Source organism: Amycolatopsis sp. NPDC098790 (assembly GCF_044759945.1).
Lineage (GTDB): Bacteria > Actinomycetota > Actinomycetes > Mycobacteriales > Pseudonocardiaceae > Amycolatopsis.
On sequence record NZ_JBIWAI010000007.1, the window covers coordinates 496,053 to 517,545 of the forward strand.

At 70.5% G+C, this 21,493-nt stretch carries 18 protein-coding genes; 13 read left to right on the forward strand and 5 right to left on the reverse strand.

Annotated elements, in window-relative coordinates:
• Positions 1-89: 89 nt before the first annotated feature.
• Positions 90-2,477 carry a GH92 family glycosyl hydrolase gene (locus ACIQWX_RS43165; protein ID WP_400884187.1) on the reverse strand — a complete coding sequence of 796 codons (2,388 nt, stop codon included), beginning with the start codon at positions 2,475-2,477 and terminating at the stop codon, positions 90-92.
• Positions 2,478-2,545: 68 nt separating this feature from the next.
• Positions 2,546-5,770, reverse strand: coding sequence for a GH92 family glycosyl hydrolase (locus ACIQWX_RS43170; RefSeq protein ID WP_400884355.1), 3,225 nt, complete (start codon positions 5,768-5,770; stop codon positions 2,546-2,548).
• Positions 5,771-6,074: 304 nt separating this feature from the next.
• Between ACIQWX_RS43170 and ACIQWX_RS43175 the strand changes: the two genes are divergently transcribed.
• From ACIQWX_RS43175 to ACIQWX_RS43230, 12 genes are all read left to right on the forward strand, one after another.
• Positions 6,075-7,058: a LacI family DNA-binding transcriptional regulator gene (locus ACIQWX_RS43175; RefSeq protein WP_086673103.1), complete on the forward strand. Its 984-nt coding sequence runs from the start codon at positions 6,075-6,077 to the stop codon at positions 7,056-7,058.
• A complete protein-coding gene (locus tag ACIQWX_RS43180) occupies positions 7,055-8,092 on the forward strand; it encodes a class I mannose-6-phosphate isomerase (RefSeq protein WP_400884189.1) in 1,038 nt (345 codons plus the stop codon). Before ACIQWX_RS43175 ends, ACIQWX_RS43180 begins: the two co-directional genes overlap by 4 nt.
• Positions 8,089-8,853: an ATP-binding cassette domain-containing protein gene (locus ACIQWX_RS43185; protein ID WP_400884191.1), complete on the forward strand. Its 765-nt coding sequence runs from the start codon at positions 8,089-8,091 to the stop codon at positions 8,851-8,853. The genes ACIQWX_RS43180 and ACIQWX_RS43185 overlap by 4 nt, the downstream gene beginning before the upstream one ends.
• On the forward strand, positions 8,850-9,893 hold the full coding sequence (locus ACIQWX_RS43190) for an ABC transporter permease (RefSeq protein WP_400884192.1): 1,044 nt from the start codon (positions 8,850-8,852) through the stop codon (positions 9,891-9,893). The genes ACIQWX_RS43185 and ACIQWX_RS43190 overlap by 4 nt, the downstream gene beginning before the upstream one ends.
• A gap of 27 nt (positions 9,894-9,920) precedes the next feature.
• Positions 9,921-10,919: an ABC transporter substrate-binding protein gene (locus ACIQWX_RS43195; protein WP_400884193.1), complete on the forward strand. Its 999-nt coding sequence runs from the start codon at positions 9,921-9,923 to the stop codon at positions 10,917-10,919.
• A gap of 200 nt (positions 10,920-11,119) precedes the next feature.
• Complete coding sequence (locus tag ACIQWX_RS43200) at positions 11,120-11,815, forward strand: hypothetical protein (protein WP_400884194.1); 696 nt, start codon at positions 11,120-11,122, stop codon at positions 11,813-11,815.
• Between the two features lie 51 nt (positions 11,816-11,866).
• On the forward strand, positions 11,867-12,913 hold the full coding sequence (locus tag ACIQWX_RS43205; RefSeq protein ID WP_400884357.1) for a sensor histidine kinase: 1,047 nt from the start codon (positions 11,867-11,869) through the stop codon (positions 12,911-12,913).
• Entirely contained in the window at positions 12,910-13,662 is a 753-nt protein-coding gene (locus ACIQWX_RS43210) for a LytR/AlgR family response regulator transcription factor (RefSeq protein WP_400884196.1), read from the forward strand. The genes ACIQWX_RS43205 and ACIQWX_RS43210 overlap by 4 nt, the downstream gene beginning before the upstream one ends.
• On the forward strand, positions 13,659-14,009 hold the full coding sequence (locus ACIQWX_RS43215; RefSeq protein WP_400884198.1) for a hypothetical protein: 351 nt from the start codon (positions 13,659-13,661) through the stop codon (positions 14,007-14,009). The genes ACIQWX_RS43210 and ACIQWX_RS43215 overlap by 4 nt, the downstream gene beginning before the upstream one ends.
• Positions 14,009-15,733, forward strand: coding sequence for a cation acetate symporter (locus tag ACIQWX_RS43220; protein WP_400884200.1), 1,725 nt, complete (start codon positions 14,009-14,011; stop codon positions 15,731-15,733). Before ACIQWX_RS43215 ends, ACIQWX_RS43220 begins: the two co-directional genes overlap by 1 nt.
• 70 nt (positions 15,734-15,803) lie before the next feature.
• Entirely contained in the window at positions 15,804-16,154 is a 351-nt protein-coding gene (locus ACIQWX_RS43225; RefSeq protein ID WP_400884202.1) for a DUF485 domain-containing protein, read from the forward strand.
• Positions 16,151-17,761 carry a cation acetate symporter gene (locus ACIQWX_RS43230; protein WP_400884204.1) on the forward strand — a complete coding sequence of 537 codons (1,611 nt, stop codon included), beginning with the start codon at positions 16,151-16,153 and terminating at the stop codon, positions 17,759-17,761. Before ACIQWX_RS43225 ends, ACIQWX_RS43230 begins: the two co-directional genes overlap by 4 nt.
• A 64-nt stretch (positions 17,762-17,825) precedes the next feature.
• Here ACIQWX_RS43230 and ACIQWX_RS43235 read toward each other — a convergent pair whose 3' ends face one another.
• Together ACIQWX_RS43235 and ACIQWX_RS43240 are read right to left on the reverse strand one after the other, a co-directional pair.
• Entirely contained in the window at positions 17,826-18,563 is a 738-nt protein-coding gene (locus ACIQWX_RS43235; protein WP_400884206.1) for an isocitrate lyase/phosphoenolpyruvate mutase family protein, read from the reverse strand.
• Positions 18,560-19,021, reverse strand: coding sequence for a carboxymuconolactone decarboxylase family protein (locus ACIQWX_RS43240; protein WP_400884208.1), 462 nt, complete (start codon positions 19,019-19,021; stop codon positions 18,560-18,562). The genes ACIQWX_RS43235 and ACIQWX_RS43240 overlap by 4 nt, the downstream gene beginning before the upstream one ends.
• A gap of 46 nt (positions 19,022-19,067) precedes the next feature.
• Between ACIQWX_RS43240 and ACIQWX_RS43245 the strand changes: the two genes are divergently transcribed.
• Positions 19,068-20,438 carry a PLP-dependent aminotransferase family protein gene (locus ACIQWX_RS43245; protein WP_400884210.1) on the forward strand — a complete coding sequence of 457 codons (1,371 nt, stop codon included), beginning with the start codon at positions 19,068-19,070 and terminating at the stop codon, positions 20,436-20,438.
• Positions 20,439-20,488: 50 nt separating this feature from the next.
• Here ACIQWX_RS43245 and ACIQWX_RS43250 read toward each other — a convergent pair whose 3' ends face one another.
• Positions 20,489-21,214 (reverse strand): peptidylprolyl isomerase, encoded by a 726-nt coding sequence (locus ACIQWX_RS43250; RefSeq protein ID WP_400884212.1) that lies wholly within the window; start codon positions 21,212-21,214, stop codon positions 20,489-20,491.
• Positions 21,215-21,493: the final 279 nt, after the last annotated feature.

Consider the following 21,493-nt stretch of genomic DNA (forward strand, 5'->3'; position numbering starts at 1 on the left):
GACGGCCCTCACGGGAACACCGGGGCCCGTGACCCTGCTCACGACCGTGGTCCGTTGTGGTCTGGACCACGGTCGTGAGCGTCCTTTGTCTACTGCGCGCAGGGCGAAACCGGGGTGGACGCGGGTGACGTCCCCCACGTCGCCGCCGCGGCGTCGGCGGTCAGGCGGAAGTCGAGCGTCGCGCCGCGCTTCAACTGGTCCACGTTGACGTAGACGCGGTCACTCGCCCGCGAGTCCACCTCGAGGCCCGAGACGTACTGCAGCTTCGAGCCGTCCGCACCGGGTGCCTTGACCGTGACGTCGCGCCCGTTCTCCAGGTGCAGCACGGACTTGGCGAACCGCGGCGCGTTCAGCACGAAGTTCCCAGTCCCCGGGACGGCCGGGTAGAGACCAAGAGCGCTGAAGACGTACCAGGCCGACATGGTGCCGAGGTCGTCGTTCCCGGTGACGCCGTTGGGCGCGTTGGTGAACAGCGTGTGCGCTGCCCGCACGACCGCCGACGTCTTCGCCGGCTGGCCGGTGAGCGCGTACATCCACGGCGAGTGCAGGTCGGGCTCGTTGTTCGGGTTGTAGCGGAACTGGTCGTAGTAGTCGTACGGGCCGACGACCCAGTTCTCGCGGACCGCCGTCGCCGGGTCCTTGACGAGTTCGTCGTAGGCGAAGAAGTCGTCGAGGCGCTTGCCGGTGGCCGCCGGGCCGCCCATCCGGTCGACGAGCCCGGGCACGTCCTGCTGGACCAGCCACTGGTACTGCCAGGCCGTGCCCTCGTGGAAGCCGTCCTGGCTCTGCGGGCTGTACGGCTCGCCGGCGGGGCTGAACCAGTCGCCGCCCGCGACCTTCGGCCGGAAGAAGCCGGTGAAGCCGCGGTCGGTCTGCGTTTCGTCCCACAGCGTCCGGTAGGTCCGGCCCTTCGCCTTGAGCGCGGCGGCATCGGCCTTCTTGCCGAGCGCGGCGGCCATGACCGACAGCGAACAGTCACCGAGCGCGTACTCCAAGGTGGCCGACGCGCCGTGGTTGGGGTCGGTGTCCTGCCCCTTCTTCGGGAAGTTCGGGTCGTACTGGACGAACCCGTCGGCCTGGTAGCTGGCGTTGCCCGAGCGGCCCTGGAACGGCGACGACGCCGGCGGGATCTGCGTCGAGTTCTGCAGGAGCGCCTGGTAGGCGTGCACCTCTTCGCCCGACAACGCGCCGAACCGCCAGAGGTCGACCAGGAACGGGGTGACCGGGTCGCCGGTCATCGTGTTCGTCTCCTGGCTCGCGTACGCCCACCGCGGCAGCCAGCCGCCCTGGTCGTGGATGGCGAGGATGCTCTTGGCGATGTCCTTGGCCCGGCTGGGCCGCAGCAGCGCCAGGAGCTGGTTCTGCGAGCGGTAGGTGTCCCACAACGAGAAGAAGTCGTAGTAGGTCCAGCCCACCGCGCGGTGGATCTTCTTGTCGAAGCCGTAGTAGCGGCCGTCGGCGTCGTTCGCCGTCAGCGGCTGCAGCAACGTGTGGTACAGCGAGGTGTAGAAGACCGTGCGGTCGTCGGTCGAGCCGCCCTTGATGTCCACAGTGGACAACTCGTGGCGCCAGGTGCGCTGGACCGCGTCCTTGGCCGCGTCGAACGACCGGATCTTCTCCGACGCCAGGTTGAGCCGCGCGCCCTGCGCGTCCACCTGGGAGATCGCGGTGGTCGCGGTGACCTGGCTCTGCCCGCCGAAGGACAGCCAGGCGCCACGCAGTCCGGCGCCGCCCTGGGAAGAGCGGCTGCCCGGGGTCCCGCCGTCCGGCGACCACGTGCCCGAGGACTTGAACGGCTTGTCGAACTTCGTCGTGAAGTACGTCGTGTAGGCCTTGCCGCCGCAGAACGCCTGCGACTCCACGGTTCCCTCGACGGTCCGGTCGTCGACGATCCGGATGCTGCTGCCGGTGACGGGTTCCTTGTCGTTGGCCTGCCCGACGTTGACGAAGACGTTGGCGTCACCGGACTTCGCGAAGGTGTACCGCTCGACACCCGCGCGGGTAGCGGCGGTCGTCTCGACGTCGACGCCGCCGTAGCCGGTCAGGTGGACCTTGTAGTAGCCGGGCTTGCCGACTTCGCCGTCGTGGGTGAACGGCGCCGCGTAGAGCTTCTGGTCGAAAGTGGACGCTTCCGTGGTGTCGAACGCCTTACCTGGACCGATTTCGCCGGTGGTCGGCAGCGTCGAGACGAGGCCGCCCTGCTCCCAGCAGCCCGCGCCGGACAGGAAGAAGTGCCCGAAGCCGCGGATCGCGGTGTCGGTGTAGCGGTAGCCGGCGTAGTGCGAGGTGATCGGGCTGACCTGCGTCATCCCGAACGGCGCCGAGGCGCCCGGGTACGTGTTGCCCTCGTCCTGCGTGCCGATGAACGTGTTGACGGCGTCAAGGGCGTCTCCACTTGAAGCTGAGGCGACGGCGGGGCTCACCCCCGTCGCCACCACGGCGAGCGCCAGCGCGCCCGCCAGGACCTTGCGTTTCATGGAAAGCCTTCCAGAGAAAGGGAAAGGCCGCCCCGCGCGGGGCGGGCGGCCTTTCACAGGTGGATCACTTACGCGCCGATACCGATGGCGAACACGTGGAGCGCCCCGCCGCTGACGTTGTCCGGCAGCGTCACGCTCGCCACGGTCTTGCCCGCGTCGAGGGTGATCGGGTTGGTGCCGAACACCATCGTGCGGATCTGCTGCGGGTCGCTGCCCGAAGCGTTGCGGTACGGCGTGGACAGCACGATCCGGTTGCCGAACGCCGGTTGCGCGCCGCCGCCACCGAGGGTCCAGTCGGAGAACCCGATGGTCGCGGTGGACTTGCTGCCGTCGGTGTAGGTCACCGTCAGCGTGCCGGACGCATTGCCGTTCGACGCCGAGCCGAGCAGCGCCAGGCGTCCGGAGCCACTGACGTTCACCGTCTGGCCGCCGGCGACGACGTTGTCCGGGTCGCCGGCCGGGAACGACGGCCAGGTGAACTTGATGCCGTCACTGGTGATGGTCCCGCCGGCGGTCGCCCCGGCCGCGGCCAGCGCGTCGGCCGAGTAGCTCCAGCCACCGCCGTCGAAGTTCGCCGCGCCCGAGTTCGAGTCCGGGGAGATGCCGGCGTTGTTCACCGTGGCCAGCCAGCTGTTCGGCTGCGCCACCAGCACCGTCAGCACCGCCTGCGACGAAGCCACGCCCGGTGCGGAGAACGTCACCGGGATGCGACGGGCGCCGTCGGCCAGGCCGGCCGGGACTGAAACCGTCAGCTCCGCCTGGGCCTTGCCCGCCGCGGGCACCGCGATGGTGCCCGTCGCCGGGGTCAGCGTGATCCCGTCGACGCTTCCAGCGCTGTAGGTCCAGGTCCGGGCGACACCCGAAAGGTCCTGGACACCCACGGACGCCTGGGACGTCGCCCCCGCGGGCGTCACCGCGCGGGCCGGGTCCACAAAGGACAGGCTCGGCTTCTCCTGCTCGCGGAACGACGGCGGTGCGTCGGCCGCCGCGCTGCCCCACGCGGTCGCCGTGGCGGACCGCGTGTAGTCGAGCGTGCCACCGCTGGAGATCAGCGCCTCCGGCAGCCACGCCTTCGCGGCCGCGCCGCCGTTGACCTTCAAGCTGCCCACGTAGTCGCCGGTGCCCGGCGCGTTGATCGTGATCTTCTTGCCCGCGCCGGTGGTGAGCACGGCGTGCTCGAAGCGCGGGGTGACGAGCAGCGTCTCGGCGCGGCCCGGGATCTCCGGGTAGATGCCGAGCGCCGACCAGACGTACCAGGCCGACATCTGGCCGAGGTCGTCGTTGCCGATCAGGCCTTCGGGGTTCGGGTTGTACAGCTCGTCCATCGAGCGGTGCACGATCCCCTGGGTCTTGGCCGGCGCGCCCGCGTACGAGTACACGTACGGCGCGTTGGAGTTCGGCTCGTTGCCCATGAAGGCGTACGGCTCCTGCGTGCCCGCGTTCAGGTCGGTGAAGAACGTGTCCAAACGGGACTGCGTCGCGGTGTTGCCGCCGAACGCCGTCACGACGCCGCCAAGGTCGTAGGGCACCATCCACTCGTACTGCGCGCCGTTGCCCTCGACCCAGCCCTGCGAGCTGGCGGGGTCGTAGGTGCCGGAGAACGAGCCGTCCGCGTTGCGCGGCTGCAGGTGGCCGGTGCCCGGGTTGTAGAGGTTCTGCCAGTTCTGGGCGCGCTTCATGAACGTCGTGTACGTCGCGCTGTCGCCGAGCCGCTTCGCGAACTGGGCGATGGAGAAGTCGGCGCTGGTGTATTCAAGGGTGTCCGCGCCGGCGCCCGGCACGTAACCGAGCTTCTGGTAGTCGTCGAGGCCCGGCCGCTCGGTGTAGCCCTGCGTCGGCTGGGTGGCGCCCTTGATCATGAGCAGCAACGCCTTCTGGGCGTCGAAGTCACGCGCCCCGAACGCGTACGCGCTGGAGACGATGATGTGGTACGGGTCGCCGTTCATCACGCCGGTGTAGTCGTTCGCGACCGTCCAGCGGTCCCACGAGCCGCCCTGCTCGGCGTAGGCCATCATCGACCGGACGATGTCCGAAGTCTCCTTCGGGTCGATCGTCGCCAGCAGCGGGATCTCCGAGCGGTAGATGTCCCAGCCGGAGAAGTTCGTGTACATCGCGTGGCCCTTGTCGGCCTTGTGGATCCGGCCGTCGAACCCGATGTACTGACCGTCCACATCGGAGAAGACGTTCGGCTGGATCAGCGAGTGGTACAGCGAGGTGTAGAACGTCGTCAGGTCGGCGTCCGAGCCGCCGGTGACGGCGATCTTGCCGAGCTGGTCGTTCCACGCCTTGCGCGCGCCCGCGGCCACCTTGTCGAACGACTTGCCGGTGTTCTCCGCCTTGAGGTTGGCCTTCGCGCCGTCGACGGACACGAAGGACAGTCCGACCTGGACGTTCACCTGGGCGCCGTTGAGGTTGGCGAAAGTGACGTACCCGCCGCTGCCCGGACCGCTGACCGTGGTGTTCTGCTGCTTGGCCGTGGCGGTGCGCGCGATCGACGCGTTCACGCCGTTGGGCTGCGCGACCTTAGCCTTGGCACCGCCGGTTTCCGCGGCCTTGTTCGGCGTCACGGCGCCGTTCTTCCACGTGCCGATGGACGCGAACGGCGTGTCGAACTTGGCCGAGAAGTAGACGCGGTAGCTGTTCTGGGCCCCGCAGAAGCGGCCGCTCGTGGCCCAGCCGCTGATGGTGTCCTTGCCGATGGTGATCGACGCGTCGTCGGTGCCGTTGACCGAGCCGGAGGTGTTGACCAGCAGCGTCGAGGACGCGCCCGCCGGGTAGGTCAGCCGCGCCGAGCCGGTGCGCTGGGTCGCGCTCAGCTCGACCTTCGCTCCACTGTCGAGGGTGACGTCGTAGGCGCCCGCGGTCGCGTGTTCGTTGGCGTGCGAGAACTTCGACGTGTAGTGCGACGGGTCGGTCGCCGGGGAAGTCGTCACTTCACCGACATAAGGGATGAACGGGATGTCCTGATAGGTCGAACAGCCCGCGCCCGAAAGGTGCGTCAGGCTGAACCCCGTGAGGGCGTTGTCGTCGTAGAAGTACCCACCGGGCTGGGATTTCACCGTGTCCGGGCTCCACTGGACCATTCCGAACGGCGCCACCGCACCCGGGAACGTGTTGCCGGCACCGCCCCCGGTGCCGTGGTCCGCGCCACCCGGACGGGTGCCCACGAAGGGGTTGACCCACTTCGCGAAATCGGTGCTCTGAGCTGCCGCGGCGGGGACAGCGGGAGCCACCGCTGCCGTGACCGCCAATGCCAAAAAGGTCAAACCGGCTCTTAAGCGCAATCGCGCCATGGCCATCGCCTCTCACCTCGTCAGCGCGACCGAAATGACAACCTTGTCGCGCAGTCGGTCGAACGGGGCAACCTTGGGCAGCGGCTCACCAGACAGTCAAGGGTCGCGTCAAGACCTGTCCACTTCGGGACAGCATGATCAGCCGTCTGACCTACGACGTCGGTAGCCGAATCGGCACAATTCGCGCGTGAAGCGTTGACAAGCCACCGACGGGTGGCGTTCAATCCCGGTCACTATGACAACGTTGTCTCCTCCCGGCCGCGACCGGGACGGTGCCCCGCGCACCGCGAGCAGGCGCGCCACCATGAGCGACGTGGCGCGGCTGGCGGGCGTGAGCATCAAGACCGTCTCGCGTGTGGTCAACGACGAACCGGCCGTGCACCCGGACACCGCCGAGCGGGTCATGGCGGCCATCGAGCAGCTGGGGTTCCGGCGCAACCTGGGCGCGCGCAACCTGCGCCGCGGGTCGACGACCGGCACCATCGGGCTGATCGTCGAGGACGTCGGCAACCCCTTCTACTCCGAGCTGAACCGCGCGGTCGAGCGCATCGCGACGTCGTTCGGGCGCCAGGTGCTCACCGGCTCGTCCGAGGAGAACTCCGACCGCGAGCGCGAGCTCGTGCTGGAGTTCTGCGCGCGGCGGGTGGACGGCATCCTCGTCGTCCCGGCCGGGCTGCAGCACGGCTACCTGGTGCCGGAGATGCGCGCGGGCACGCCGGTCGTGTTCATCGACCGCCCGGCCGGTGACATCGTCGCCGACACTGTGCTGGTCGACAACCTCGGCGGCACCATCGAGGCGGTCACGCACCTGGCCAAGCACGGCCACCGGCGGATCGCGTTCCTCGGCGACAGCCCCGACATCTTCACCGCGGCCGAGCGCCTGCGCGGGTTCCGCGAGGGCTGCGTCCGCAACGGCATCTCCTACGACGAGTCGCTGGTCTCCATGCGGACGCCGACGCAGGAGGGCATCGGCGACGCGGTCAAGCGGCTGCTGCACGGCCCGGACGCGGCCACCGCCGTGATCGCGGGCAACAACCGGGTCGCCGTGCACCTGCTGCGCGCGCTGGCCCACGCCGAGTACCGCCCGGCGATGGTCGGCTTCGACGACTTCGAGCTGGCGGACCTGCTCGACCCGCCGGTCACCGTCGTCGCGCACGACGTGAGCGCGCTCGGCCACGCCGCGGCCGAGCTGCTCTTCGCGCGCGTCCAAGGAGATCAGTCCCCGCCCAGAAAGGTAGTCCTGCCCGTGCATCTCGTCGCCCGCGGTTCCGGTGAGGTCGCCCCGTGACCCTCGAACCCATCCGGCTCCCGGCCAACCAGCCGCCGCAGTTCTACCGCGGGGGCGACGCCATCGCCAACCTGCGCGGGGCGTCGTCGGACAAGAAGTTCGGCCCGGAGGACTGGGTCGCGTCGGTGAGCACCATGTTCGGCCAGGACACCAACGGCCTGACCCGGCTGCCCAGCGGCGCGTGGCTGCGCGACGCCGTCGTCGCGAACCCGAACGGCTGGCTCGGCGCGAAGCACGTCGAGGCGCTCGGGACGTCGACCGGGCTGCTGGTCAAGCTGCTCGACGCGGGCCAGCGGCTGCCCGTGCACTTCCACCCGGACGACGCGTTCGCCAAGCAGCACTTCGACTCGCACTTCGGCAAGACCGAGGCGTGGATCGTGGTCGGCACGTACGGCGACGACCCGCGCGTCTACCCGGGCTTCAAGGAGACGCTGTCGAAGGCGACCGTGTCGGAGTGGACGCGGGAGCAGGACGTGCCGTCGATGCTGGGCGCGCTGAACAGCGTCCCGGTGACCGCCGGCGACACCGTCTACATCCCGGCCGGCCTGCCGCACGCGATCGGTGAGGGAGTCTTCGTCGTCGAACTGCAGCAGCCGACGGACTTTTCGCTGACGATCGAGTGGCGGGACTTCCTCGCGTCCCCGGAAAAGGGCCACCTCGGGATCGGCTTCGACACCGCGATCGAAGCGCTGGACACGTCCGGCTGGGACGCCGAGCGCCTCGAGACGATCATCAAGCGCACCGCGGGCGACCAGGCGTCCACTGTGGACCTGCTGGCCGGCGGATCGGAGCGGTTCTTCCGAGCCGATCAGCTGCGGACGGACGAGGTGACAACGTTGTCACTCGATCCGTCCTTCGCGGTGCTCGTCGTCCTCGACGGCGAAGGCACCCTGCGCACCGAGCACGGCGGCGAGCACGCGCTGGCGAAGGGCGACACCTACGTCGTCCCGTTCGACGCCGGCCAGACCGAGCTGTCCGGCACGGCGACGGTGGTCCGCTGCCGTCCGCCGGCGCCGGAAGAGAGGCACGGATGAGCGAAATCCTCCTGGACGCGGTCGACCTGACCAAGCACTACGGATCCGTCGAAGCCCTGCGCGGCGCGTCTTTCCAGGCGCGCGCAGGCGAGGTGACGGCGCTGATCGGCGACAACGGCGCCGGCAAGTCCACCCTGGTCAAGTGCCTCTCCGGCGCGGAGCAGCCGACGTCGGGGAAGATCCTGCTCGACGGCAAGGAAGTGCACTTCGACTCCCCCACCACGGCCCGGCGGATGGGCATCGAAACCGTCTACCAGGACCTCGCCGTCGCGCCGGAGCTCGACCCGGCGGCCAACCTCTTCCTCGGCCGCGAGATCCACCGCAAGGGCATCCTCGGCAAGCTCGGCATGCTGGACAAAGCCGAGATGCGGCGGCAGGCGATCGAAGAGTTCCAGCGCCTCGGCGTGACGCTGCAGAGCACCGACGTCCCGATCGGCTCGCTGTCCGGCGGGCAGCGCCAGAGCGTCGCGGTCGCGCGGTCGGTCGTGTGGGCGTCGAAGGTCGTGTTCATGGACGAGCCGACCGCGGCACTCGGCGTCGTGCAGCGCGAGCGCGTGCTCGACGTCATCAAGAAGGTGCGCGACAAGGGCATCGCCGTCGTGCTGATCAGCCACAACATGCCCGAGGTGCTGTCGGTCGCCGACCGCGTCGAGGTGCTGCGGCTCGGCAAGCGCGTCGCCCGGTTCACCGGGTCGGACACGAAGCTCGAAGACCTCGTCGCCGCGATGACCGGCGCACTCGTGCAGGAGGAGGCCGCGTGACCGCGCCTGCGAAGGACATCCAGCAAGCACCGGACGCCGGCTTCGGCAAGCGGCCGCTCGGCAAGCGGCTGGTCGGCGCCAACACGTTCTGGATCGCGCTGGTCCTGGTGGCGCTGATCGTCGTGTTCAGCGCGATCGCCCCCGGCGAGTTCGCGACCCTGTTCACCTTCCAGACGCTGCTCATCGAGACCGCGGTGCTGCTCGTGCTGTCGGTCGGGATGACGTTCGTGATCATCACCTCCGGCATCGACCTGTCCGTCGGGTCGGTGCTGATCTTCTCCGGCATGGTCGCGGGCAAGGTGATGGAGGCGATGTCCGGCGGCAACGCGTCGAACGCGGGCTGGGGCGTCATCACCGTCGGCCTCGTCGCCGCGGTCGTCGCCGGGACGGTGTGGGGCCTGATCAACGGCTTCCTCATCGCGGTGGCGGGGATCCCGCCGCTGATCGTCACCCTCGGCACCATGGGCGCCGCACTCGGCTCGGCCTACCTGCTCAACAACGGCTCGGACGTGCGCAGCATCCCCTTGGCACTCAACCAGACCCTCGGCTACGGCACCTCGTTCGGCGTGGTGCCGAACCTGGTCATCGTCGCCGTGGTGATCACCTTGATCGGCGCGTGGCTGCTGCACACCACGAAGTTCGGCCGCTACACCTACGCGGTCGGCTCCAACGCCGAAGGCGCGCGACGCGCGGGCATCGGCGTCACCGCGCACCTGCTGAAGGTGTACACGCTGACGGGCTTCCTGGCCGGGATCGCCGGCTTCCTCTCGCTGGCGTACTACGCGTCGACCACGATCTCGGCGCACACCACCGACAACCTCAACGCGATCGCCGCGGTCGTGATGGGCGGAACGAGCCTCTTCGGCGGCGTCGGCACGGTACTGGGCACGGTGATCGGCGTGTTCATCCCGGCGGTGCTGAAGAAGGGCTTCAACATCACCCACGTCCAGGACTTCTGGCAGATGATCGCCGTCGGCGCGGTCCTGATCGCCGCCGTCTGGTTCGACCAGCGGCGCCGCCGTCAACGCAACTCCCGCTGAGTTCCCCCTAAGTACAAAGAGGTGCTTATGAAGCTGACCAAGACTCTCACCGCCATGGGTGCCGTGGTCTCCGCGGCGGCGCTGCTCACCGCCTGCGGGTCCGGCACGGTCGGCCAGACCGGGTCCGGCGACAGCCAGGCCAACTCGGCAGGCTCGAAGAAGCTGGCGCTCATCCCGGGCGTGCAGGCCGAGCCGTTCTACATCTCGCTGCAGTGCGGCGCCGAGGCCGAAGCGAAGAAGCTCGGCTACGAGCTGACCACGCAGGCGCCGCAGAAGTTCGACGCGGCGATGCAGACCCAGCTCGTCAACGCCCTCGGCTCCAACCCGCCGGCGGGGCTGCTCATCGCCCCGACCGACGACACGGCGATGCTCGCGCCGATCCAGCAGGTCAAGGCGCGCGGGGCGAAGATCGTCGAGGTCGACACGTCGCTGAAGGACACGAGCGTCGCCGCGTCGTCCGTCTCCTCCGACAACGCTTCGGGCGGCAAGCTCGCGGCCCAGACGATGGCGAAGCTCGCCGCCGGCAAGAGCGGCTCGGTGCTGGTCCTCGACACGATCGCCGGCACGTCCACGACCGCCGCGCGCGCCAAGGGCTTCGAAGACGAGCTGAAGAACACCCCGAACCTCAAGTCGATCGGCGTCCAGTTCACCCAGAACGAGCCGGAGCAGGCCGCGGCCAAGGTGACAGCGGCCCTGTCGTCCACGCCGGACCTCATCGGCGTCTTCGCGACCAACCTCAACACCGGTGAAGGCGCGGCGACCGGCCTGCGCAACGCGGGCAAGGTCGGCGCGGTCAACCTGATCGGCTTCGACGCCAGCCCGTCGGAGGTCGAGGGCCTGAAGAACGGCCAGTACCAGGCGCTCATCGCCCAGGACCCGGCCTCGATCGGCACCCAGGGCGTCCAGCAGGCCGTCGCGGCCATCGAGGGCAAGCCGGTGACGCGGAACCTCACCGCGGAGCTGCACTCGATCACCAAGGCGGACATGGACGCCAACTCGCAGTACTTCTACAAGCAGTCCTGCTGACCCGTCCGTCAGATCCCTGCGGGTGGTGTGCGCACCGCCCGCAGGGGTTCTGACCAGGTGTTTCACCGCCGGTGATCGCTCACCACCGGTCACCGCGGCGGGGGCACCGCTCACCGCACGAGCCGTTCCCCCGCGCGGGTGTCCCCCGTCACACTCATCTGCACATGCATTTACACATGCATGATCGCAGGGAGGGTGCGATGAACTACGAGCGGCCGGCCATACACCGGACGATTTTCGCCGTGGACGTCGAGGGCTACGGCGACCAACGCAGGACCACACCGGACCGCCTGGCGATGCGCGGCGGGCTCTACCGCGCGCTCGGCCGGGCGTTCGACGACGCGGGCGTCCCCTGGGCAGCCTGCCGGAGCGACGACTGCGGCGACGGCGTCTTCGTCCTCGCTCCACCACAGATCCCGAAGGGGCTCTTCGTCGAGTTCCTGCCCAACGCGCTCGCCGTGGCGCTGCACCGGCACAACCTGACCCACCACGCCGGCGCCCGGATCCGGCTCCGGATGGCGCTGCACGCGGGCGAGGTCGCCTTCGACGACCACGGCGTGACCGCGCCGGCGATCAACCACGCGTTCCGGCTCCTGGACGCGGCGCCGCTGAAGAAGGCGCTCAAGGCGTCGCCCGGCGTGCTGGGGCTGATCACGTCGTCCTGGTTCTTCGAGGAGGTCGTCCGGCACAGCGACGGCCTCGACCCGACGACGTTCCGGCCGGTGCCCGTCGCGGTCAAGGAGACCCGGACGACCGGCTGGATCGCGCTGCCCGACCGGCCGTACCCGGCGAACACGAGCCTGCTCGGCGACGTCACGGCGCTCGACGACTACCGGACCTGGCGCCGCTTCCGCCGCCACGCCCAGGTGCTGGCCGACCGGGAGGGCCCCGCGTAGCCGTAGGATCTACTGCCCTGGACACCGTCGCCGAGGGGAGGCCCGTTGACCGTGCACCTGCGCGCGGCGTCCCGCGCCGACCCGGTGCCGGTGCTCGCCGCCGCCCGCCGGATCACCGACGACCTGCGCGACGGCCTCTCGGGCACCCGCGCCCGCCGCGCCGCGCACGGCCTGCGGCGCCTGTTCGGCTTCCCCGGGCTGGGGCTCACCGACCTGTCCGGCTCGCTGCTGTGGTCGGGGCGCCCCGGGCCGGACGCGGTCGTCGCGACGGTGCTCGACGGCGTGCTCCACACCGAAGAACCCGGCTCCGCCGACGACGTCCTCGTGCTGCCGCTGCACGTCCGCGACGAGCTGGCCGGCGCGCTGCTGGTCGTCGGCGACGTCCGGGACGCCGTCGCGGCCCAGGCGGCGGACCTCGTCGTGCAGGCCCTCGAACGCGGGCGGCTCGAGGCGTCGGCGGACCAGGCGGCGCAGGCCGAACTGCGGGCGTTGCGGGCCGAAATGTCCCCGCACTTCGTCTACAACGCGCTGACGGTCATCGCGTCGCTGGTGCGTTCGGACCCCGACCGCGCTCGCGACCTGATGCTCGACTTCGCCGACTACACGCGCTACAGCCTGGCGCGGCACGGCGAGTACACGGTGGTCGCCGAGGAGTTCCGCGCGATCGAGACGTACCTGGCGCTGCAGCGGGCGGTGCTCGGCGAACGGCTGCGCGTCCAGGTGCGGGTCGCGCCGGAGATCCTCGCCGTTGCGGTGCCGTACCTCGTGCTGGAACCGTTGGTGGAGAACGCGATCCGGCACGGCATCGAGCCGCGCTCGGGCACCGGCCTGGTCCAGGTGCACGGCCAGGCGGAAGGGAACGACTGCGTGATCTTCGTCGAGGACGACGGGGTCGGCATGGACCCGGCGCGCGCGGCGGACATCCTGGCCGGGCGCACCGGCGAAGACGACCCGGCCGGGCTCGGACTGGCCAATGTGGACAGACGGCTGCGGGACGTCTACGGCGCCTGGTACGGGCTGACGGTCGAAACCGAGGTCGACGCGGGTACCCGCGTGATCGTGCGGGTGCCGCGGTTCCAGCCGGGGGTGCTGCCGTGAGCCTGCGCGTCCTCGCCGTCGACGACCTGCCACCCGCGTTGGACGAGCTGTGCCGGTTGTTGCGCGAAGCGCCGGAAGTCGGCGAAGTCGTCGGCGCGGGTGACGCGCTGAAGGCGTTGAAGCTGCTTCAGGCGGACCGCTTCGACGCGGTGTTCCTGGACATTTCGATGCCGGGCCTCGACGGGCTCGAACTGGCGTCGTTGCTGGCTCGGCTGAGCGAGCCGCCGGTGATCGTGTTCGTGACCGCGCACGACGGCCACGCGGTGGCGGCGTACGGCATCGGCGCGGTGGACTACCTGTTGAAGCCGGTCCGCGCCGAACGGCTGTCGGCGGCGCTGGCGAAGGTGCTGCGGATGGCGACCCCGGCGTCCCGGCCGACCCCGGACGCGATGGCGGCGCTGCCGGTGGAGTCGGGCGGCCGCACGCGGTACGTCCGCCGCGACGACGTCCTGTTCGTGGAGGCCCACGGCGACTACGTCCGGCTGCACACACGCGGCGGCGTCCACCTGGTGCGGATGCCGATCTCGCGGCTGGAGGAGTACTGGGAGGGCACGGGGTTCAGCCGGGTCCACCGCGGGTTCCTGCTGTCGGTGGGCGCGGTGCTTGAGCTGCGCAGCGACAGCGCGGGCGGGCTCTTGGCGCACACGGAGGCGGGCGACGTCCCGGTCAGCCGCCGGCACGCGCGCGACTTGCGCGATCGGTTGCTGGAGGCCGCGCAGCGCGGTCAGCTCGGACCGGGTCAGCGATGAGCAAGATCCGGCGGGTCGCCGTCACGAGCCCGCAGACCCGTCTCGCCCACGCGCGCCGCCGGTCGCGTCACCGGTGGCGCCAGCCGCGACTCCCCGCGAGCGACACCCAGCGCGCCACCGCCCTCTACCGCGCGCAACGGCGTCGCGGCATCCCCGCCTTGGTCCTGATGTTCGCCCTCCTCCTCGGCCTGCCCGGCCTCTTCGCGATCTTCCCGGGCCTGGACACCGTGCGGCTGCTGGGCATCCCGGTGTCCTGGCTGATGATCGCGGTCCTCCCCTACCCCGCGATGGCCGTCCTGGCCCGCTGGCAGCTGCGCCGCGCCGAACGCCTCGAGGACGACGACTAGTGGGCGTCGCGCTCGCCGTCGCCCCCGTCGTGCTCGTGACGCTGCTCATCGGCGTCCGCGGGGTCGCCGCCATGCGCACGACGTCGGACTTCCTCGTCGCGTCCCGCCGGATCTCGCCGCTGGTCAACTCGGCCGCCGTCTCGGGCGAATACCTGTCCGCCGCCTCGTTCCTGGGCGTCGCCGGACTCGTCGTCAAGGACGGCATCGGCGCTCTCTGGTACCCGGTCGGCTTCACCGCCGGCTACATCGCGATGCTCGTCCTGGTCGCCGCGCCGATGCGCCGGTCGGGCGCGCTGACCGTCCCCGACTTCGCCGAAGCCCGCCTCAACTCCCCCGCCCTGCGCCGCCTGGCCGCGGTGGTCGTCCTGGTGATCGGCACCATCTACGTCGTCCCGCAGTTCCGCACCGCGGGCCTGGTGCTCACCGCGGTCGGCGGCACGCCGTACTGGGTCGGCGTGGTGCTGGCCGGCGCCGCGGTCAGCGTCACCCTCGCGCTCGGCGGGATGCGCGCGGCGACGTACGTGCAGGCGTTCCAGTTCGTGCTGAAGCTGTTGCTGTTCCTCATCCCCGCGATCTGGCTGGTGCTGCAGGCCGGCGCGGTCAACCGGGCCGACGCCCTGCACCCCGTCGAGTTCACGCACTTCGCGCGCGAAACGCCAGTGCGGTTCGAAGTCGACGTCACCATGGAGATCCGCGAGCCGACCGCGGTGCGCGTCAACGGCGTCCCGCGGACCTTGCCGCCGGGCGAGTTCACCGCGCACAGCCAGGACGACGTCGTGTTCGGCTCGGGTGCGGCGGTCCCGGCCGTCCGCGGCGGCGCGCCGCTCGGCGGGCACGACTGGCAGCGGCCGCTGCTCGACCTCGGCGACGAGGGCTACCCGCTGCTCGGCACGTGGGCGGTGCTCATCGCGACCATGCTCGGCACGATGGGCCTGCCGCACGTGCTCATGCGCTTCCACACCAGCCCGGACGGCCGCGCCGCGCGCCGCACCGCCGCGATCACCGTCGCGCTGCTCGGCGTCTTCTACCTCTTCCCCGGCGTCTACGGCGTCCTCGGCCGGGTTCTCGTTCCCGGGCTCTATCTTTCGGGCGCGACGGACACGGTCGTCGTCGCGCTGCCGTACCAAGTGGACAGTGGCTGGGCCGGCGGGCTCTTCACGGCGTTGCTGACGGCGGGCGCGTTCGCCGCGTTCCTGGCGACGTCTCTCGGGCTGCTGCTGGTGATGTCCGGCGCGATCGCGCACGACCTCGTCCCCGGTGGCCTGCGCCGGCTGCGGATCGCGGTGTTCGGCGTCGCCGCGATCATGGTGCTGCTCGCGCTGCGCTCGGCCGAGCTCGACGCCGGAGTGCTCGTCACGTGGGGCTTCACCGTCGCCGCGTCGACGTTCTGCCCGCTGCTCGTGCTCGGTATCTGGTGGCCGCGGCTGACGGCGGCCGGCGGGATCGCCGGGGTGCTGACCGGGCTCGTCGCGTCGTCCGGCTCGATCCTGTTCGCCCTCGCCGGCCCGGACCTGCACGGCTGGGTGGCGATCTTGGTGCAGCAACCGGCACCCTGGTCGGTACCGCTGGCATTCGGCGCAATGGCGTTGGTCTCCCTGCGCGGCAGGCCACCCGCCTGGTCGACGGCGGCGATGCTCCGCCTGCACCTGGACGAACCCCGTTCGGCAGGGCCGCGCGACCGTTCGTCAACCGTTCGTCGTCTGGCGAGGCTGTTGAACCGCTGAATCTTTCACTCGCACCTCACGCTCCCTACGGTGTCGCACGTCACTTTCCGCAGCGTCGCGAGGAGCAGCGATGAGCACGACGGACACCGGCGGCGGCCCCCCGGACACGTCAGAGACCATCTGGGAGAAGGCACACGAGAGCACCGAGTTCCGTGAGCTGCGCAGCCGCCTGCGGAAGTTCGTCTTCCCGATGACGGCGGTCTTCCTCCTCTGGTACCTGCTGTACGTGCTCCTCGCGGACTACGCGCACGGCTTCATGAGCACGAAGGTCTTCGGCAACATCAACGTCGGCCTGATCTTCGGCCTGCTGCAGTTCGTCTCGACGTTCGTCATCACCGGCCTCTACGTCCGGTACGCCAACCGGAAGCTCGACCCGGTCGCGGAGAAGATCCGTGAGGACATCGAGAAGGAGCAGGCATGAACTTCGACATCGCCGCGGGGGTGGAAGGCAGCAACCCGCTCCTGAACATCCTCATCTTCGCCGCGTTCGTGGTCATCACGCTGGTGATCGTGTTCCGCGCCAGCCGCAACACGAAGACGGCGTCGGACTACTACGCCGCCGGGCGCGCCTTCACCGGCCCGCAGAACGGCATCGCGATCTCGGGTGACTACCTGTCGGCGGCGTCGTTCCTCGGCATCGCCGGCGCGATCGCCATCAACGGTTACGACGGCTTCCTGTACTCGATCGGCTTCCTCGTGGCGTGGCTCGTCGCGCTGCTGCTGGTCGCGGAACTGCTGCGCAACACCGGCAAGTTCACGATGGGCGACGTCCTGGCGTTCCGGATGAAGCAGCGCCCGGTGCGGGCCGCGGCCGCGACGTCGACGCTGGCCGTGTCGTTCTTCTACCTGCTGGCGCAGATGGCCGGCGCGGGCGGTCTCGTCGCGCTGCTGCTCGGCGTCGAAGGCGGTGGCGCGCAGGCCATCGTGATCGCCGTGGTCGGCATCATCATGATCGCCTACGTCCTGATCGGCGGTATGAAGGGCACCACCTGGGTGCAGATCATCAAGGCCGCGCTGCTGATCGTCGGCGCGCTCGTGATCACCCTGTGGGTGCTGGGCAAGTACAACTTCAACTTCTCCAGCCTGCTGCAGGCCGCCGTCGACAAGGCGGGCAAGGCCGGCGAGACGCTGCTCGGCCCGGGCAAGCAGTACGGCGCCACCGGAACGTCCAAACTGGACTTCTTCTCCCTCGGCATCGCGCTGGTGCTGGGCACCGCCGGTCTGCCGCACGTCCTGATGCGCTTCTACACCGTGCCGACGGCCCGCGACGCGCGTCGCTCGGTCGTCTGGGCGATCGTGCTGATCGGCGTGTTCTACCTGTTCACGCTGGTGCTGGGCTACGGCGCCGGCGCGCTGGTCGGACCGGACACGATCAAGAAGGCACCGGGCGGGGTCAACTCCGCGGCGCCGCTGCTGGCTCTGGAGCTCGGCGGGCCGGTGCTGCTGGGCCTGATCTCCGCGGTCGCGTTCGCGACGATCCTCGCGGTGGTCGCCGGCCTGACGATCACGGCGTCGGCGTCCTTCGCCCACGACGTCTACGCGAACGTCGTCAAGCGCGGCAAGACGTCGCCGGACTCCGAGGTCAAGGTCGCCCGGATCACCGCGGTGGTCATCGGCGCCCTCGCCATCGGCGGCGGCATCCTGGCCAACGGGCAGAACGTCGCCTTCCTGGTGGCGCTGGCCTTCGCGGTCGCGGCGTCGGCGAACCTGCCGACGATCCTCTACTCGCTGTTCTGGAAGCGGTTCAACACCCAGGGCGCGCTGTGGTCGATCTACGGCGGCCTGGCCATCACGATCGTGCTGATCGTGTTCTCGCCGGCGGTGTCCGGCAAGAGCACGTCGATGATCAAGACCGTGGACTTCGCCTGGTTCCCGCTGAGCAACCCCGGCATCGTCTCGATCCCGGCCGCGTTCATCCTGGGCTGGCTGGGCACGGTCCTGTCGAAGGAGCACGACGAGAAGAAGTACGCCGAGATGGAGGTCCGCTCCTTGACGGGTGCGGGTGCCGAGAAGGCCGTAGCTCACTAGTCTCACCGACCCCGAAGGGCCGTCGCGAGGGTGTTCCCGATCCCCTCGCGGCGGCCTTCGGCCATCAGTAGGGCAGTTTTCCTTCGGCGACGCCCGCGAGCGTGGTTTCCAGGTGCTTGCGGACGTACTGCCAGAGCCCGCCGCCCAGCGAAATCCTCGCCACCCCCAGTTCGGCGAGGCCGCCGAGGCCCGGGCTGCCCGGCCACGCCGGCGCGTTGACGGCGCCGCCGACGCCCTGCACGAACGCCGCGAGCACCTCGGGGGTGCGCAGGTGGATCGGGTAGACGCAGTCCGCGCCCGCCTCGAGGTACGCCTTCGCCCTGGCGACCCCGTCGGCGAGGTGGTCCTTCGGGTCGACACCGCGGAAGGAGTCGACCCGGGCGTTGATCACCAGGCCGTCACCCGCCGCGTCACGCAGGGCGGCGATCCGCTCCGCCTGCTCGGCGACCGGCCGCACCCCGCCGGTGGCGTGGTCGGTGTCCTCGAAGTTGCAGCCGACCGCGCCGGCGTCGGCCAGCCGTCCGGCCAGCTCGGCGCCGGACAGGCCGTAGCCCGCCTCGGCGTCGACGGTCACCGGGATGCTCACGGCTTTCGCGATGCGTCCCGCCGCCGCGAACATCTCGTCGACCGGCGCCTGTTCGCCGTCCGGGAAGCCGAGCGCGGACGCCACGGCGACCGAGCTGGTCGCCACGACCGGGAACCCGGCGGCTTCGACGAGCTTGGCCGTGTCGGCGTCCCACGCGTTCGGCAGGATCAGCGGCTTGCCGGGGACGTGCAGCGCCTTGAGCGCGGCGGCCGTCACGAGTCGCGCTTCGGGAGCGGCGTGTGGCTGGTGATGGTCATCCGGTTCCAGCTGTTGATCGCGATGACCTCCCACGCGACCGCGCGGTACTGCTCCTCGCTGAACACCCGGGCGGCCTCTTCGTAGACGTCGTCGGGGACGGTCTGGGTCGCGGACAGCTTGGTCATCGCCTCGGTGAGGGCGAGGGCGGCCTGCTCCTGCTCGGTGAAGAGGTCGGTCTCGCGCCAGCCGTCGAGCACGAACAGCCGCCGCGGCGACTCGCCCAGCTCGAGGGCGTCGCGGGAGTGCATGTCGAGGCAGTACGCGCAGCCGTTGATCTGGGACGCGCGGGTCTTCACCAGTTCGAGGAGCTTGGGGTCGAGGCCGGCGTTCGCCCCGGCCTTGTTGACCTCGGCCTGCAGGTTCGCCATCGCCTGGTAGAGCTCGGGCGCCTGCCCGAGTCCGATTCGCTTCGTCATGGTGTCCACGCTAGCCCGAACTGGTCCACGGGTATGGTCCAGTGACATGGCAGATTCGTGGTCCAGTTCCGGCCTCGACGTCCACCTCGGCTGGGAGCCGTCGACCGGCCGGAGCGGCCTCGCCGACGCGATCCGGACGGCGATCCGCGAGGGCCGCTGGCAGCCGGACGCGACGGTCCCGTCGACCCGCGCGCTGGCGTCCGACCTGGGTGTCGCGCGTGGAACGGTGACGCGCGTGTACGCCGACCTGGCCGCCGAGGGCTACCTGCGCACGACCCAGGGAGCGCCGACCCGCGTGGCGACGGCGGGTTCGCTGCCCCAGTCCGCTCCTCGGCAGGCACCGCGCGACCCGGCACCGCGCTGGGACCTGCGGCCGGGCCGCCCGGACCTGACGGCGTTCCCGCGCCAGGCGTGGATCACCGCGACCCGCCGCGCCCTGCTGCGGACGCCGGCATCGGCGTTCGGCTACGAGTCGGAACTGGGCGCGCCGGAGCTGCGTGACACGCTCGCGGGGTATCTCGCGCGAGCCCGCGGGGTGGTCGCCGACCCGGCGCGGATCGTGGTGTGCCACGGGTATTCGCACGCGATCGCGGTGCTGTCCCGGGCGTTGTTCTCCTTGGGTGTGCGCGAGATGGCGTTCGAGAACCCGTCGCTGGGGATGTACCGCTCGATCGCGGCGGCGCAGGGTCCCCGGGTGGTCGGGGTACCGGTGGACGAGCACGGCCTCGACGTGTCCTCTTTGGACAGTCCGGCGGTGGTGGTGACGGCGGCGCACCAGTACCCCACGGGCGTAACGCTGGCCCCGCACCGCCGAGCGGCCTTGACCCGCTCCGGAGCGGTCGTGCTGGAGGACGACTACGACGGCGAGTTCCGCTTCGACCGCCAGCAGGTCGGAGCGCTGCAGGCGTTGGCCCCGGAGAGGGTGGTGTACGCGGGCACGGCGAGCAAGACCCTCGCGCCCGCCTTGCGGCTCGCTTGGCTGGTGTTGCCGAGGTCATTGGTGGAGCCGGTCCGCGCGGCCATGGCGGACAGCGGCTCACGCCCGGCGCTGCTGAACCAGTTGGCGTTGGCGGAGCTGATCGACTCAGGGGCGTACGACCAGCACGTCCGCCGAAGCAGGGCGGAGTACCGCTCCCGCCGCGAGCGGCTCCTGGCGGCGTTGCCGGACTCGGTCCGGCCGCAGGGCATCGCGGCGGGGCTGCACCTGCTGTTGATGCTGCCGCCGGAGGGCCCATCGGAGGCAACGGCGCTGGCAGCCTGCCGCCGCCGCGCGATCGGCATCGAGGGGTTGGACGGGTATTGGATGGGCGACGAGCGCCCGGGAGGGTTGATCGTCGGCTACGCGGCCACACCCAAGCACGCGTTCGCCGGCGCGACCCAGACGTTGGTCGAGGCGCTGTGGGAGATCACCGCCTGATCCCCGGCTGTCCCGCGGGCCGCCCCACCGGAGCGGCCCGCGGGTCACCATCAGAACCAGCAGCCAGGCCGAACCCGGATCAGTTCCGTCCGCAGCACCGGCGTCCCGTCAACCGGCGCGGGATCCTCCGCGGTCGGCTGAATCCCCCCGGCGGCCACGCGATCCAGCGTCTTCAGCCCTTGGGCCCCGACCGTCCCGAACACCGTGTAGTTCGGCCGCAGCGCGGAATCGCCGTACACGACGAAGAACTGCGAACCATTGGTGTCCGGCCCGGCATTGGCCATCGCCAGCAACCCGCGCGCGTACACCCGCCGTGCACCGGTCGGATCGGTCGGCGCCGGCGGCAGGTCCACCGGCAGCTCGTCCTTGTACTTGTACCCCGGGCCGCCCTCGCCGGTCGCGCTCGGGTCGCCGCACTGCAGGACCTTCAGCGTCGGGTAAGCGGTCAGCCGGTGGCACACCGTGTGGTCGTAGAACCGGTGGCGCGCCAGGTGCAGGAAGCTCTGCACCGTGCACGGCGCCTTCGCGCGGTCGAGCGTCAGCGGCAGCGCGCCCTGGCTGGTCGGGACCGCGACGTCCACCTTCCCGCGGCTCGGCGTGTGCCGCGGGTCGGGCGGCAGCGGCACCGGCCGCGCGGCCGGCTCGTCCGGCGTTTCCGTGTACTGGCACGGCCCGTGCGTCGTCTTCGGCGGTGGTGCGTCGGCCGCGGCGGCGACGCCGGTGCCCGCCACGAACAACGCGCCGGCCGCCAGCGCGGTGACGAGTGTCTTCTTCATCCTGCACGCCCTCCCAGTGATCGCCCGGTTCCGGAGCGTTCCGCAGTCTAGGGCCCGGCACCGACAGGAATAACCGGCGAAAGTCGCCCCTGTCAGCCCATCGGGTGAATCGAAGGGCCGACACCCCGGAAATTGTCGGACCCCCGGCGCAGGATGTGGATCACGCGGCGAACCCGCCGCACCGAGAAGGGGGAAGTCATGGCACACCGTCGAAGAACCGTTGCGGCGACGGCGTTTTCACTGCTGCTCGGGATCGCGGTGGCAGTCCGGCAGCCTGCC